This window comes from Shewanella carassii (assembly GCF_019670705.1).
Classification (GTDB): domain Bacteria; phylum Pseudomonadota; class Gammaproteobacteria; order Enterobacterales; family Shewanellaceae; genus Shewanella; species Shewanella carassii.
In genome coordinates this window covers 450,428-465,816 of the sequence record NZ_AP024618.1, presented here as the reverse complement: position 1 = coordinate 465,816, position 15,389 = coordinate 450,428, and the positions used below count along the sequence as shown (strand labels likewise).

The 15,389-nt window shown below is 52.8% G+C and carries 10 protein-coding genes; 4 read left to right on the top strand and 6 right to left on the bottom strand.

Annotation, left to right across the window (positions count from 1 at the left end; genetic code table 11):
• Both ubiA and uvrD read right to left on the bottom strand, forming a co-directional pair.
• Nucleotides 1–861 carry a 4-hydroxybenzoate octaprenyltransferase gene (ubiA, locus tag K5621_RS02130; RefSeq protein WP_039034837.1) on the bottom strand — a complete coding sequence of 287 codons (861 nt, stop codon included), beginning with the start codon at nucleotides 859–861 and terminating at the stop codon, nucleotides 1–3.
• Nucleotides 862–962: 101 nt separating this feature from the next.
• The gene (gene uvrD, locus K5621_RS02125; RefSeq protein WP_221050299.1) at nucleotides 963–3,128 is read right to left on the bottom strand and encodes a DNA helicase II; all 2,166 of its coding nucleotides are present in this window, start codon (nucleotides 3,126–3,128) and stop codon (nucleotides 963–965) included.
• Nucleotides 3,129–3,597: 469 nt separating this feature from the next.
• Here uvrD and K5621_RS02120 point away from each other — a divergent pair, with 469 nt between their 5' ends.
• Nucleotides 3,598–5,241: a methyl-accepting chemotaxis protein gene (locus K5621_RS02120; protein ID WP_245003124.1), complete on the top strand. Its 1,644-nt coding sequence runs from the start codon at nucleotides 3,598–3,600 to the stop codon at nucleotides 5,239–5,241.
• Nucleotides 5,242–5,340: 99 nt separating this feature from the next.
• Nucleotides 5,341–5,565: a hypothetical protein gene (locus tag K5621_RS02115; RefSeq protein ID WP_100142980.1), complete on the top strand. Its 225-nt coding sequence runs from the start codon at nucleotides 5,341–5,343 to the stop codon at nucleotides 5,563–5,565.
• Nucleotides 5,566–5,617: 52 nt separating this feature from the next.
• Here the strand turns inward: K5621_RS02115 and K5621_RS02110 are convergent, their stop codons facing one another.
• From K5621_RS02110 to hemE, 3 genes are all read right to left on the bottom strand, one after another.
• Complete coding sequence (locus tag K5621_RS02110; RefSeq protein WP_221050298.1) at nucleotides 5,618–6,421, bottom strand: SDR family oxidoreductase; 804 nt, start codon at nucleotides 6,419–6,421, stop codon at nucleotides 5,618–5,620.
• A gap of 26 nt (nucleotides 6,422–6,447) precedes the next feature.
• Nucleotides 6,448–9,045, bottom strand: coding sequence for a putative bifunctional diguanylate cyclase/phosphodiesterase (locus K5621_RS02105; protein WP_221050297.1), 2,598 nt, complete (start codon nucleotides 9,043–9,045; stop codon nucleotides 6,448–6,450).
• Nucleotides 9,046–9,530: 485 nt separating this feature from the next.
• A complete protein-coding gene (gene hemE / locus K5621_RS02100; RefSeq protein WP_100142977.1) occupies nucleotides 9,531–10,595 on the bottom strand; it encodes a uroporphyrinogen decarboxylase in 1,065 nt (354 codons plus the stop codon).
• Between the two features lie 502 nt (nucleotides 10,596–11,097).
• On the opposite strand from hemE, the gene rsd reads away from it, so the two are divergent.
• On the top strand, nucleotides 11,098–11,580 hold the full coding sequence (gene rsd / locus K5621_RS02095; RefSeq protein ID WP_100142976.1) for a sigma D regulator: 483 nt from the start codon (nucleotides 11,098–11,100) through the stop codon (nucleotides 11,578–11,580).
• Between the two features lie 108 nt (nucleotides 11,581–11,688).
• Here the strand turns inward: rsd and acnB are convergent, their stop codons facing one another.
• The gene (acnB, locus tag K5621_RS02090) at nucleotides 11,689–14,286 is read right to left on the bottom strand and encodes a bifunctional aconitate hydratase 2/2-methylisocitrate dehydratase (protein ID WP_221050296.1); all 2,598 of its coding nucleotides are present in this window, start codon (nucleotides 14,284–14,286) and stop codon (nucleotides 11,689–11,691) included.
• Nucleotides 14,287–14,680: 394 nt separating this feature from the next.
• Here acnB and hxpB point away from each other — a divergent pair, with 394 nt between their 5' ends.
• Nucleotides 14,681–15,343: a hexitol phosphatase HxpB gene (gene hxpB / locus K5621_RS02085; protein WP_221050295.1), complete on the top strand. Its 663-nt coding sequence runs from the start codon at nucleotides 14,681–14,683 to the stop codon at nucleotides 15,341–15,343.
• The last annotated feature ends 46 nt before the right edge of the window (nucleotides 15,344–15,389 follow it).

Here is a 15,389-nt window from a genome sequence, read left to right as displayed (position 1 = left end):
TCAGAGCAGGTAATCCATCCCCAAGGCGACAAACAAGGCCATACCCGCCCAGTTGTTGTTGAGAAACGCCTTGAAGCAGGGCGCCCGCTGTCTGTCATAAATCAGCTTCTGCTGATAAAGCCCAAAGCCGATAAAGGCCAGCAGCCCCACCAGATAGAGGGCGCCACGCTCGGCCACATAACCTGCTGTCATAAAGCAGGCCAGCGCCGCCAGCTGAAACAGACCGATGATCTGCCTGTCGTAACGGCCGAACAGAATGGCGGTGGACTTGATCCCCACCTTGAGGTCATCGTCCCTGTCCACCATGGCATACATGGTGTCGTAGGCCACAGTCCAGAACCAGTTGGCGGCAAATAGCCACCAGGCTTCGACAGGGACTTCACCTGTCTGGGCGGCGTAGGCCATGGGGATCGACCAGCTCCAAACCGTGCCGAGGAACATCTGCGGCATATTGGTGTAGCGCTTGGTGAAGGGATAGATAATGGTCAGCAGCATGCCGACAAGGGAGAGTTTAACCACCAGAGGATTGAGCAGCAGCACCAGACCAAAGGCAAAAAGCCCCATGACCACAAACAGGCCCAGCGCTTCTTTGACCGTGACCTCGCCACTGGCCAAAGGCCTGGCCTTGGTGCGCTCTACATAGGTGTCCAGCTCACGGTCGGCATAGTCGTTGATGATGCAGCCGCAGGCACGCATCACAAACACACCTATGATAAAGATGATCAACACCTTGAGATCCGGTAAGCCCCCGGCCGCCAACCACAACGCCATTAAACAGGGCCACAGCAGCAGAAAAGTTCCTATGGGTCTGTCCAGACGCGACAGACGGGCATAGACGTCAATTTTTTCCCTCAAGTTCATCGGTAGGCTCTCCAAACATCCCGGCCTTAAGCTTGCCCTGCATTATGACTCAGCGGCAATGTGATTGACACCACAAAAAGCAAATTTTCCTGTTATGACAATCAACAAGCAACCAACTTGGCGTAAGCCACCACCAACCACTTGCTGCCGAAATCGTCAAAATTTACCTGCACCCTGGCCTGTGCGCCCTGGCCCTCGAAGTTGGTTACTATGCCTTCACCGAATTTGGGGTGCGCCACCCGTTGGCCGACATTAAAGCCCGTGTCGTTGAAGCTGCCTTGCGACTTGCTGAACCTGTTATTGGCCATGGGGGTTGCCACCTGCGCCTTGAGACGGATCTCCTGCAGATACTGAGGCGGGATCTCCTTGATAAAGCGCGATGGCCGTGAGTAGTTTTCACGGCCATAGATGCGGCGTGACTCGGCATAGGTGATATACAGCTGTTGCATGGCGCGGGTCATGCCCACGTAACACAGACGCCGCTCTTCTTCCAAGCGATCGCCCTCTTCCAGCGACAACTGGCTGGGGAACAGTCCTTCTTCAACACCGGCCATAAACACCAACGGGAACTCCAGCCCCTTGGCCGAGTGCAGCGTCATCAGCTGCACCGCATCTGTGTGGGCATCGGCCTGGCCTTCTCCCGCCTCCAGTGCCGCATGGGACAGGAAGGCGTTCAACTCACCCATGTCCACCAGCTCTTCCGGCACTTCGAAGGTGCGCGCCGCGGTGACCAGTTCCTCGAGGTTTTCCACTCTGGCCTGAGCCTTTTCGCCCTTTTCCTGCTCATACATGGCCTTGAGCCCGGAGTCCTGGATCACTCTATCCGCCTGGCGATAGAGGGGCAGCTCTTCGGTGTCGCTGCGCAGCTGCACTATCAAGTCCATAAAGCAGCGCACCGCATTGGCGGCACGGCCAGCCAAGACCTTCTCCTCCAACAAACGGACGCAGGCCTGCCACAGGGTGAGTTGCTGCTGCCGGGCCGTGGTTCTGAGAATATCCAGGGTGCGATCGCCTATGCCTCTGGCGGGAGTGTTGACCACCCGCTCGAAAGCGGCATCATCATCGCGATTGGCAATCAGACGCAAGTATCCCATGGCATCCTTGATCTCCTGACGCTCGAAGAAGCGCAAGCCGCCATAGATGCGATAGGCCAGCCCCTTGTGCAGCAAGGCCTCTTCCAACACCCGCGATTGAGCATTACTGCGATAGAGGATGGCGCAGTCACTGAGACTGCCGCCCTTGTCCTGCCAGTCGCCAATGCGGCCTATGATGAAGCGGGCTTCATCCATCTCATTGAAGGCACAGTAAACTGAGATAGGCTCACCATCGACATCTTCGGTCCACAGCTGTTTGCCCAGCCGATCCGGGTTATTGGCGATAAGCTCGTTGGAGGCCTTGAGAATATTGCCGCTGGAACGGTAGTTTTGCTCCAGGCGAATGGTTTCGGCATTGGGAAAGTCCTGCAAAAACTTGTGCAGGTTTTCCACTTGGGCACCGCGCCAGCCATAGATGGACTGGTCGTCGTCGCCCACTATCATCACATTGGCACTCTTGCCCGCCAGTACTCTGATCCAGGCATATTGAATAGCGTTGGTATCCTGAAACTCATCCACCAGAATATTGCGGAATCTATCCTGATAGTGGGCCAGAATATGTTCCTTGTTGAGAAACAGTTCGTGAGCTCGCAAGAGTATCTCGGCAAAGTCTACCAGCCCGGCGCGATCACAGGATTCCTGATACACCTGATAGATTTGCACCAGCTTCTGCTCCATCGGGAAGAGGCCGCCATCCAGATGTTTCGGCCTGAGTCCTTCATCCTTCTTGCCGTTGATATAGCCGGCCACCATCCGCGGCGGATACTGTTTCTCATCCAGATTCAGGCTTTTGAGGATACGCTTGAGCAGGCGGAGCTGATCATCCGAGTCGAGGATCTGAAAATTTTGCGGCAGGCCGGCATCCTGCCAGTGAGTGCGCAGCAGACGATGGGCCAGACCATGGAAGGTACCGATCCACATGCGGCCCATATGGTTGCCGACTATCTTCTCCACCCGTTCCCGCATCTCGGCGGCCGCCTTATTGGTGAAGGTTACCGCCATAATGGAGTATGGGCTCTGGTTTTCCACCTGCAGCAGCCAAGCAATCCTGTGAGTCAGTACCCGGGTCTTGCCACTACCGGCTCCAGCGAGCACCAGCATGCTCGATTGAGGTGCGGCCACCGCCTCACGCTGCTTGTCATTCAGGCCATCCAATAAAGAAGATACGTCCATTCGCGCCTCCACAAAAACGAGCGCGCATTATAGCAGGAAAGCCCCTCTGCTCATACGTAACCAAGAACTTGGCCAACGGCAAAAAAGCATGACGAATGATAAAAATGAATGCAGAGAAGCCAACACAATCAAGCCTAAGCGGGCAAATAGCAACGCACTATTCAATAGTGAACAACAAATCACGACTTAATTTGTCCAGGGAATCCCCCTGAAAAATGTCCTAAGAGAGTTTTCACCAGCAATAGCGCACGCCGGAAGATAGCAAGGCGTTATATGCCTTAATTCCACGACACCATCTTTTTTAAACCAAAACGCAAATAATGACTTACAGATATAAGCAATGAAAAATACTAAAAACTAAAACATTTACCAATTAAATTGCCTTAACTCACAGTTTATTCCGGTACAAACACCTAGGATATTGAAACATTCATTATATATTTCATACATTTGTTTTTGGAGTCGGGTTGTGAACCAAGCCATCTTTTCCAATCTTTCTTTGCGCAAGTTATTGATCACCTTGTTCGCTGCGCTTTTAGCGCTATTTTGCCTATCCTTGGGCACTATTGCCTATCATTTGCAAGAGGTTAAAAGTCAGATCAGTCTGTTGGAACGAGAGTATCACAGCAATGATCAGGCCGCCTCTTTACTACAACTGGTATCCGGTCTTAGACGTGAACAGTTGGGTTACAGCTTGAGACGGGTACTGGACGCTCCTATGAGTGAAGAATCACGTCAATATCTGCAGGATCAGACCCTGTTGATCCATGCGGCACTGAAAGATCTCAAGCAGGGTGCAGGAAAAGACACCCTTACACAATTAATGAAGCTGGATGCCCCACTGCAAGCCTTCATGGGGCTGCATAATCAGTTTTTGAAACAAGACCTCAGCGATCTGGCAGAAAATACAGCCAACATGCTCACCTCAATGGAAGCGTGGCACATCTACAACAATGTTGAGACAGAACTCAAAGCCTTAATGGAACTGGAAACCCAGAAGGTCAGCGATGCCAGAGGAGCCAGTGAACAAGCAATTCAATCTCTCAGCAACAGCCTGGTCATCGTCTTCTGCCTCTTTGTAACCCTGGCGCTCGGAGCCGCTTGGTTCCTGCTGCGACGCATTTTTATGCCTCTGAATGCCACCACTCAAGTACTGGAAAACATTGCTTCCGGCGATCTTGCGACTCGCATCCCGATGGAAAAATTCAGCAGCAGCGAATTTACCCACTTGGCCGAAACGCTCGAACAGATGCGCACCACACTGCACGATATGATCTCTCAAATAGGTGCCGCCTCGGTGCAGCTGGCCGCCGCCGTGGAAGAGATGACTACCGTTGCTGCTGAATCCGCCGACGAGATGCAACAACAACGCTCTGAGGTCGACCAGGTAGCTACCGCCATGACAGAGCTGCAGAGTTCGATTGCCGATATTTCCCGCAACACCACCCAAACCGCCGATCAAGCCAATCAAGGCGTACAGGCAACGACCGAGGGACAGCAGGTAGTGTTGCAAACCCTGGAAACCATTCGAAGCTCAGATACGGAAATCACTACCGCCAGCGAAGTCATAGGTCAGCTGCAAAAAGACTCTGACTCCATTGCCATGGTGCTGGAAGTGATCGCTCAGATCACCGAACAGACTAATCTGTTGGCCCTCAATGCCGCCATTGAAGCCGCCCGGGCCGGTGAGGCCGGCAGAGGCTTTGCCGTGGTGGCCGATGAAGTGCGTACTCTTGCCAGTCGGACCCAAAGCTCGGCGCTGGAAATCAAAGGCACCATAGAGCAGCTGCAACAAAGAGCTCAACATGCCAATGAAGTAATGCAAAGAAGCCGTGAGCGGATGCAGGGCAGCGTTCGCTGCGCCAACGACGCCAGCGATGCGATTGAAAGGATCAGTGCGGCCATCAGTATCATCAACGATATGGCAATTCAGGTCGCCAGCGCCACCGAGCAGCAGACCGCCGTTACTGGCGAGCTGGGGGTCAATATCACCAATATCAGTGACGCCGCCTCCAAGGTCTCCATGGGAACCGGACACGTGTCTCAATCCAGTCAGGAACTGAGTCAGCTGGCCCACAACCTGGCCCAACTGATCAGCCGTTTCCGCACCTAAAAACGCGATATAGCTCACACTCATGCGACCGCTACGGTCGCATGATAATGCACTGTGTTACGCCAATACGGACATCTAACGAACCTGGAGGTGCTGATTATGGGATATTCAATTAAAGATCTGATATATAACGGTGAAACTCATGGAGTACATAACTGGTCGACGCTGGAAGGCAGCCAGTTTTACTGGCATCCGGATTGGTTGCATATCGCCGAGGACTTAACCGGCCACAAGGCCACGGCCCATATTCAGGCACAAAAAGAGAAAGCCAGCCATGAAGAAGCCAAGGCAACGATAGTCCAGCATCTCAACGACAAAAAGTAATCTCTGGAATGCCCAAAGCCTCCCACGCGGAGGCTTTTTCATACTTAGTAGACTAATGTCCGGAGGCAATGGCCTTGCGGGCCAGGTTATCCACCCAGACCGGAGCAATAAGCCGGAGCCAACGTCCCAGCCTGCCACGCCAGGAAGTGATCAGCATCCTGCCCCGAGCGGCAATGACAGGCAACATCATCTGCGCACACTCTTCGGCGCTCATGATCTTACTCTCTGTCATAGGAGAAACCCCGAGCGGCTTACCCTCTCCATCCAGTGCCCGTCGATGGATCTCTGAAACCACAAAGTCGGGACAGATCACTGTCACAGCGACATTGTCCTCAGCCAACTCGATACGCAGAGAATCGAAGAAACCCACTACAGCATGTTTGGAAGCGGCGTAACCGCTACGGGTAGGCACTCCAGTGAGCCCCGCCACGGAAGCCACGGCAACGACTTGCCCCTGAGTGGCCTTGAGATGAGGCAGAGCCGCATGAGTCAGCCAAGCCGGGCCAAGGTAATTGACCCGCATCAACTGTTCGAGAATGTCCAGCTGCTTGAGTTCATCGAAGCGGCTCCACATGGTCATACCGGCATTATTGATCAGTATGTCCAGTCGGCCAAAACGCTCGATAACCGTGGCTATCAAGGCTTCACAATCCTGTTGTCGCCCGATATCACTACAAACCACCAGCGGCGCACCGCCGACCGACTCGACCTCCATCGCCAGGGTACGCAACCTGGATTCATTGCGGGCACTGAGTACCAGTTGTCCGCCAAGCGGTGCCAGTGCCAGAGCGAGCGCCCGCCCAATTCCTTCCGAGGCGCCGGTGATCACTATGACTTTATCGGCCAATCCTTCCATCTGCAGTCCATTGTCTGTCGAAGTAATCAGGCTAAGCTCGCATACTCCTCTTGCAAGTGCAATCCCTGCTGCTGATGTTCATGGCGCTTCTCCCAGAGGTAAAATTGCTCCAGGGGTTTAGGCCGCCCTATGGCATATCCCTGGGCGTAATCGACCCCAATTTCCAGCAATTTATCCATGATCTCCTGGTTCTCGACAAACTCGGCCACGGTTTCTATCCCCATGACCCGGCACACATCGTGAATCGATTTCACGATCGCATAGTCCCTGGCATTGGTCGCCAGATGCCGGACAAAGCAGCCATCTATCTTCACATAGTCCACGGGAAGCTCGCGCAGATAACCGTAAGAAGCAAAGCCACTGCCAAAGTCGTCCAAGGCAAAGGCAAATCCCAGGCGGCGCAATTGGTTGAGCATCTCCATCGCCCGAGTTCGGTTTTGAATCGCGCTGGTTTCCGTGATCTCAAAGCAGACACAGGAACTGGGGATCCCGAAACGGCCCTGCATCTCGGCGATATATTCGAGCATGCCCTCGCTGCCCAGACTATTACCCGAGAGGTTGATAGAGATACTGATCTCAGGCCACAGCTGCGGATGCTCAGAGAGCCACAGGAAAGCCTTGCGGATCACTTCCCTATCGACATCGGGCATTAACTTGAAGCGTTCCGCCGCCGCAATAAACTGAGCCGGAGGCAAGATGCGGCCACTGTTGTCGCGGATCCGCAGCAAGATCTCCAGTCTCTGACGGCGACAACAACCATTGAGCCCCTTAATCGGCTGGAAATAGAGCAGCAGCTCTTTGTCTTCTATGGCCCTGGCAATGCGCACCGCCCACTTGGGGGCATTGCGTTCATTGGCCAGCTCTTTGTTGCGATCATCGAAGAAGTGAATTTGGTTGCTGCCCTTGCGTTTGGCTGCCAGGCAGGCAATGTCGGCGTCCTTAAGCAGCTCGGCCGGCGCACGGCAAGGACCACGATGGAAAGCCACCCCGCAGCTGACACCGACCCGGTAATGGGCGCCACCACAAGGCAGGCTCAGCAACGAAACTTGCCGAACCACACGTTTCAACAACCTGGCGACTTCCAAGGCGCTACGGTTACGGACGGCCAAACCAAACTCATCACCACCGAGCCTGGCCAGTATTTCATCCCCCTTCAGGCAAGACTCTATGGCCCTGGCAACCATGATCAACATCTGATCACCGGCATCATGACCACAGTTATCATTGATAAGCTTAAACTGCTCCAGATCCAGATAACAAAATGCCAAAGTGCGGGCCCCATCGGCGAACTCCGCCAGGCGCTCTTCAAAGGCGCTGCGATTATAGAGTCCGGTAATGCCATCGACACTGGCCTTCAATCTGAGCTGTTGCTTGAGGTTCTCCTCCTGAGTGATATCCCGCAGCACAAGAACTCCACCGATCACAGTTCCCTTGTGATTGAATAGATTACTGACGGCTCGTTCCATAATCTTGGGTTGAGGGTTCTGCAGAGTGACCTTGCTGTATTCAGGCACCCGACTGCCGCTGGCCATGAAGCTGAATAACTCTTTATCCAGTTTTTTATCGCTCTTGAGCAGGGTATCCAGGGTACGGCCCTGAGCTTGTTGACTGCGCAATCCGAGCAGTGATTCCGCCTGGGGGTTAAGGTAAATGACCTTGGCCTTGTTGTTGGTGAGGATCACGGCTTCGGCAATAGATTCCAGGGTAATTCGGGAGCGTTCCTTCTGCTGAAAGATGCGCAGCAACAGGTTGTTGATCCTGTCGGCCAACACCTTGAATTCGGCGCCGCCGCTGCCACTAACATGGGTATAGCGTCTGGCACTGGGATCGATCTCTTTTAATTCCATCATCAGGCGATCAAAAGGCTTAACCAACCCTCGCCTTAACCACAAATAACCTATGGCCACCATCAGCATGCCCCCCAATAGCAGCAGCATCACTACGGATAGGCTTTGCCATTCCAGGCGTTCAAAAGCATCTCTTTGCTGCCTGACCTGCAGCATCAATGGCGCCCCCACCAGGCTAGGGACTTGAATTTGGCTATATAACAGCATGTGCTGCCCCGAACTTAGGGGCTTATCAGCCGGGACCAAAGTAATCGAATGGATCAGATCGGCTTGGCCGAGACTTTGCAGGTGAACGGGGGTCAATAAACGGGTCACAATCAGAGCTTCATCATCGTTAATGCGATGAAAACCTATCTGTAGTGGCTGCCCTTTAACAATGGCGGCGCCGTAAGCCTCTTTACCCAGAGACTCGAACATATTGGCATCGGGGAACACTTGTCCGGCGACTCGGGTTCGACCATTGGCCAATGGGATGATTTTGCCCTGTTCTAGGCGGAACAGGCTGATATTGGAAGACTGTAGCCCCTCCTGCCACCCCATCAACAAGGCGTCTGTCTGATTCTCCAGGATCGGGGCATAAAGACGCGCCAGTTGAACCAGCCGATAAGACTCGCGATCGAACTGCTGTTCAATCCCCGCGTATTCATGTTCAAGCGTCTGTTGCCGGAACTGGCCCAGGCTATATTCAAACCAAAAATTCAAACTATAGGCGACAGTCAGCAGGGCCGGAATACAAAAACCCAGAATAAATACGCCAATTTTTTTGCCAATGTGCATCTCAAACCACGGCTTCTTATTGTTTTCGGAGAACTGAAGTCACCAGTCTCCGGTGGGCAACATACCTCATTTGACGTGCAATCATAACGACTGTGCCGACGTCTTATCTGTCATCCCACTCAGATAAAGGCAGACTACACCAGTCTGGCACTGACTACTATCTGCATGTGTTGATTTGGCGCAGGAAAAGGTGGTTACTTATGTGCTTTTCAGCACAATTTACAAAATTGGAAATGCCACTAATGACATTCTGTTTGGAATACGACTCAGCCCTAACGACGGCTTTGAAAACGAACGGCTATCGGTTAAGCGAATAAAAGAAAAAATCTACCATACAACGGCATTAAACAATGGCGACCGATAGTCAATATCCGCCCTGAAAACAAAGTAATCACAAAACAGGAATGGCATTTCCGCCAGCGAACAACCAGTAGTCATAAATAAACTAAAGGCCCGCGTTGCGGGCCTTTCATCAAGCAACTGGGTTACTTGTGATACTGAGCCGACAGTTCATGTACCGACTTAACGAAGGCAGCGGCATGCTCAGGATCCACATGCTGGTGAATACCATGACCCAGGTTAAATACATGACCAGTACCTTGACCATAGCTGGCCAGGATCTGCGCCACTTCTTCATGAATACGCTCAGGAGAAGCGTACAGAGTCGATGGGTCCATATTGCCTTGCAGGGCCACCTTGTCACCCACACGCTTACGGGCATCGCCTATGTCTATGGTCCAGTCCAGACCCAAAGCATCACAGCCGGTTTCGGCCATGGCTTCGAGCCACAGACCACCGCCCTTGGTAAACAGGGTCACAGGCACCTGACGACCTTCAGAATGACGGTTCAGACCATCGATTATCTTCTGCATGTAACGCAATGAGAACTCGCGATAGGCCGCATGAGACAGCGCACCGCCCCAAGAGTCGAAGATCATCACGGCTTGAGCACCGTTGGCGATTTGGGCGTTCAGATACAGGGTTACGGAATCGGCCAGTTTGTCCAGCAGCATATGCAATGCAGCAGGCTCGGCATACATCATCCGCTTGATCTTCTCGAAGGCCTTGCTGGAGCCGCCTTCGACCATATAAGTGGCCAGTGTCCATGGAGAGCCGGAGAAACCGATCAACGGCACTTCGCCCTTGAGTTCGCGGCGAATGGTGCTGACGGCTTTCATCACATAACCCAGCTCATCTTCCGGATCCGGAACAGCCAGCTTCTTGATGGCTTCTATGGTATCGGTTGGGCGTTCGAAGCGAGGGCCTTCGCCGGCTTCAAAATACAGACCCAGCCCCATGGCGTCAGGCACAGTCAAAATATCGGAAAACAGGATTGCCGCATCCAAATCAAAACGACGCAGCGGTTGCAGGGTAACTTCACAGGCTAAGTCGGCATTACGGCACAGCGCCATAAAATCACCGGCTTCAGCGCGGGTAGCACGATATTCTGGCAGATAGCGGCCAGCCTGGCGCATCATCCAAACTGGGGTAACATCAACAGGTTGCTTGAGCAGCGCACGTAAATAACGATCGTTTTTTAATTCTGCCATTGGGCTTATTCCTACTCCGATTGAGATCTGCTGGGGCGGTAGTTTAGCATTTGCGGCTGTATTGTAACCTGTGTCTGAGTATTTATGTGACCATTGCCATGGATAAAGCGCCTCAATAAGCTTCAAAGTCCATCATTGAGCCAGGCGAAACATTACATTTACACAACAAACACACAAAAAACCACAGTGTCAACTAAGTGGCTAAAGACAGAAAAAAGTTGCACAGCTTCTCACCCTTTGGTATAAAAACTCTGCGCTAGCAAGAACAATCAAGAAGCTCGTCACATCGAGCCTGTTAAAACTTTCCTCGCCCAGCTGTAGTTTCTACCGCTGGGCTTTTTATTTCCCATATCATAATTTGATACATTTTTTAACATCCCCCATTTCCCCGCACAAGAAACAACCAATCCGACCTCGATTGAAAAACACCGAAAAGAGTTGATCACTGATTAACTTGTCACCTAAATTAGGAGCAAGTGCGGTGATAAAGGATGAGACAAGCATGCTGAAACAACTTGAACAAGCCGAGCAAAAATGGGGCGGAGCCAATGCTCTGGTGGATCAATGGTTGAACAACCGCAGAAAACTACTGGTTTATTACTGTAAGTTGGCTGGACTGGCTCCCTATGAAAAACGTGACAAGTCCCTGCCCTGTGTAGATCAAGTCCGCAGCTTCTGCAATCTGCTGGTGGATTACGTCTCGGAGGGGCATTTCGAAGTCTTCAACAAGGTAGTCGACGCCTGTGACGAACAGGGACACTCGAACAAGGCACTGGCACAGCAGTTGCTGCCGAAGATTGTCGAGACCACAGATCAGGCCCTGGACTTCAGCGACAAGTATTCCGAGTTGGAAAGCGACGATCTGCTCTACCAGCTGGATAAAGATCTCGCCGAACTGGTACACGCCCTGGAGACCCGCTTCCAGCTGGAAGACAGAATGTTAGAAGTGCTGCACAACAAGAAGTTGGCACCGACCATCAACTGAATCCAATAACGGGCCTGCAAGCCATCGCCGTACCATATTGCATCCGTCTGCGGCCTTTCAGACACAAAAAAGCCAGCTCTATGAGCTGGCTTTTGTTATTGCGATAACTTAAACCGCTGACTGGAAGATCACTTCACCGGCCTTCTTGGTGTAAGACTCCAGTTGGTCGAAGTTCAGGTATCTGTAGGTATCGGCCGCTGTTGCGTCCAGTTCCTTGGCATATTCCTGATACTCTTCAGGGCTTGGCAAACGTCCCAGTAGCGCCGCAACGGCAGCCAACTCGGCAGAGGCCAGGTACACATTGGCACCCGTACCCAGGCGGTTCGGGAAGTTACGGGTAGAAGTCGACACCACGGTCGCACCATCGGCAACCCGTGCCTGGTTACCCATACACAGAGAACAACCCGGGATCTCGATACGAGCACCGACACGGCCGAAGATACCGTAGTAACCTTCTTCGGTCAGCTGATCCTTGTCCATCTTGGTTGGCGGAGCAATCCACAGACGAGTCGGCAGCGTCTTGGCAAACTTGTCCAGCATCTTACCCGTGGCGCGGAAGTGGCCTATGTTGGTCATACAGGAACCGACAAACACTTCATCAATCTGGGTGTTGGCTACCTGAGACAGCAACACGGCATCATCGGGATCGTTCGGTGCACACAGAATAGGCTCTTTGATCTCGTTCAGATCGATTTCAATAACCGCTGAATACTCGGCATCCTTGTCGGCTTCCATCAGTTCAGGGTTCGCCAACCACTCTTCCATACCCTTGATACGACGCTCTATGGTACGGCGGTCACCGTAGCCTTCGGCGATCATCCACTTGAGCATGACTATGTTGGAGTTCAGGTACTCGATGATAGGATCTTTATCCAGCTTGATGGTACAACCGGCGGCAGAACGCTCGGCAGAGGCATCAGACAGTTCGAATGCCTGCTCAACCTTGAGGTGCTCTAGACCTTCAATTTCGAGAATACGGCCGGAGAAGATATTCTTCTTGCCCTTCTTCTCAACGGTCAGCAGACCCATTTCGATGGCCTTGTGCGGAATCGCATGCACCAGGTCACGCAGAGTGATACCAGGCTGCATCTTACCCTTGAAGCGCACCAGCACAGACTCAGGCATATCCAGTGGCATAACACCAGTCGCGGCGGCAAAAGCCACCAGGCCGGAACCGGCTGGGAAAGAGATACCGATAGGGAAACGGGTGTGCGAGTCACCACCTGTACCTACGGTATCAGGCAGCAGCATACGGTTCAGCCAGGAGTGAATAACACCGTCACCTGGACGCAGAGAAACACCGCCGCGGTTCATGATAAAGTCAGGCAGAGTGTGGTGCGTATTCACGTCAACAGGCTTGGGATAAGCGGCTGTGTGACAGAAAGACTGCATGGTCAAATCGGCGCTAAAACCGAGACAGGCCAAGTCTTTCAGCTCGTCACGTGTCATAGGGCCGGTAGTATCCTGAGAACCGACAGAAGTCATCTTGGGTTCACAGTATTGACCGGGGCGGATACCTTCTACGCCACAGGCCTTACCTACCATCTTCTGCGCCAGGGTGTAACCCTTGCCGGTATCGGCAACGTCACCTGGACGCACGAAGACATCGGAGGCTTCCAGACCCAGAGCTTCACGAGCCTTGTCGGTCAGACCGCGGCCGATGATCAATGGAATACGGCCACCGGCACGCACTTCGTCCAGCAGCACATCAGTCTTGAGTTTGAATTCAGAAATAACTTCGTCGCTGTCGTGACGGGTCACTTTACCGGCATAAGGATAGATGTCGATAACATCGCCCATCTCCATGTTGCCCACATCTAACTCAATCGGCAGAGCACCGGCATCTTCCATGGTGTTGAAGAAGATAGGGGCTATCTTACCACCGAGGCAGAAACCACCGGCACGCTTGTTGGGCACGAATGGAATATCATCGCCCATGAACCACAGCACAGAGTTGGTCGCCGACTTACGGGAAGAACCTGTACCTACCACGTCGCCCACATAAACCAGTGGGAAGCCCTTGGTCTTGAGTTCTTCAATCTTCTTGATTGGACCTACTACGCCTGGCTGATCCGGCTCAATACCGTCGCGGGCGTTTTTCAGCATCGCCAAGGCGTGCAGTGGGATATCGGGACGTGACCAGGCATCAGGAGCCGGAGACAAGTCGTCGGTGTTGGTTTCGCCTGTGACCTTGAATACGGTCAGAGAGATTTTCTCGGCCAGCTTGGGACGGCTGAGGAACCACTCAGCATTGGCCCAGGACTCAACCACTTGCTTGGCATAGGCGTTACCCGCCTTCATCTTCTCAACCACATCGTGGAAGGCATCAAACATCAGCAGGGTGTGGGACAGAGCCTTGACCGCCAGCGGGGCCATCTGCTCGTTGTCCAATTGGCGGATCAGGGGTTCGATGTTGTAACCGCCCTGCATGGTACCCAAGAGTTCCAGCGCACGCTCGGCGCTCAGGATTGGCGATTTCACCTCACCCCTGGCAACGGCATCCAGGAAACCGGCCTTAACATAGGCGGCTTCATCAACACCTGGGGGAATACGATTTTCGAGCAGGTTAAGAATAAATTCTTCTTCGCCTGCAGGTGGGTTTTTCACTAATTCAACAAGCTCAGCCACTTGATGTGCATCCAATGGCTTAGGGACTACGCCCTCAGCAGCACGCTCTTCGACGTGTTTACGATATGCTTCTAGCACGGCAACATTCCTCTTTGTTAGGCGCTCTTACGACTGCACGTCTTCATGAATGAAGCTGACAGCCCCACAGGATCGACCCGTAAATTCCGGCCTGCAGTATACTACAGCTTTGCAAAAGTATGAATGAGATCACACTAAGGCAACTGAGAAATCGTGGCAAAATCCCAAGGTCGGCAACACACTAAGCCCCTCATTAAACAAAGGAAATTAGACAATAGTTTGAAAAAATGATTTTTTCATTTAAATACAAACAATTAGATTGTAGTAATCGAATTAAATTCAAACGCCTTCAGCCAAGCATCTCCTAATCTCCCCTGCCGGGATAATTTTGCATCCCAGAGTCGCTTTTCGTTATCCTGCATCCTAATCCGCAGCGTTTTTTTGAGACTTTTCCATGCAAGCACCCAGCATTCAGGCCGTTATTTTCGATATGGACGGAATATTGATCGATTCCGAACCCGTCTGGCAGCAAGCCGAGTATCAGGTTTTACACTCGCTTGGAATGACAGTCAGCCGCGAGGCCATTGCGCTCACCACCGGCCTGCGAATCGATCAAGTGGTGGACTTCTGGTTACAGCGCTTTCCCGAGGTCAAAGTAGATCCTCAATATATCGCCGAGCAAATCATAGCGGCAGTCATCGCCTATATCCGCCGCGATGGCAAGCCCATGCGCGGCGTTGTCGATGCCCTCAGTGCCTGTCGTAGTCGAGGCCTGAAAGTGGGTCTGGCCACCTCTTCCTCCTGGGATATTATCGATGCCGTGCTTGGCAAACTCGCCATCACAGAAGCCTTCGATGCGATTCAATCGGCACAGGATTATCCACTCGGTAAACCCCACCCAGAGGTTTATCTCTCCTGCGCCGCCCAACTGGCACTGGCGCCGAGCCGCTGTCTGGCGGTGGAAGACTCTTTCAACGGCCTGATAGCCGCTCGCGCCGCCAATATGCAGACCTTAATAGTCCCGGCAGCCGAGCAGCGCCAGGATCCCCGCTGGGCTGCGGCGCATTATCAGCGTGATAACCTGGAAGCCCTGCCGACACTGCTGGATACCCTATAAACCGCCAGATACAACAGAGCCAGGCATCTGCCTGGCTCTGTTTTCT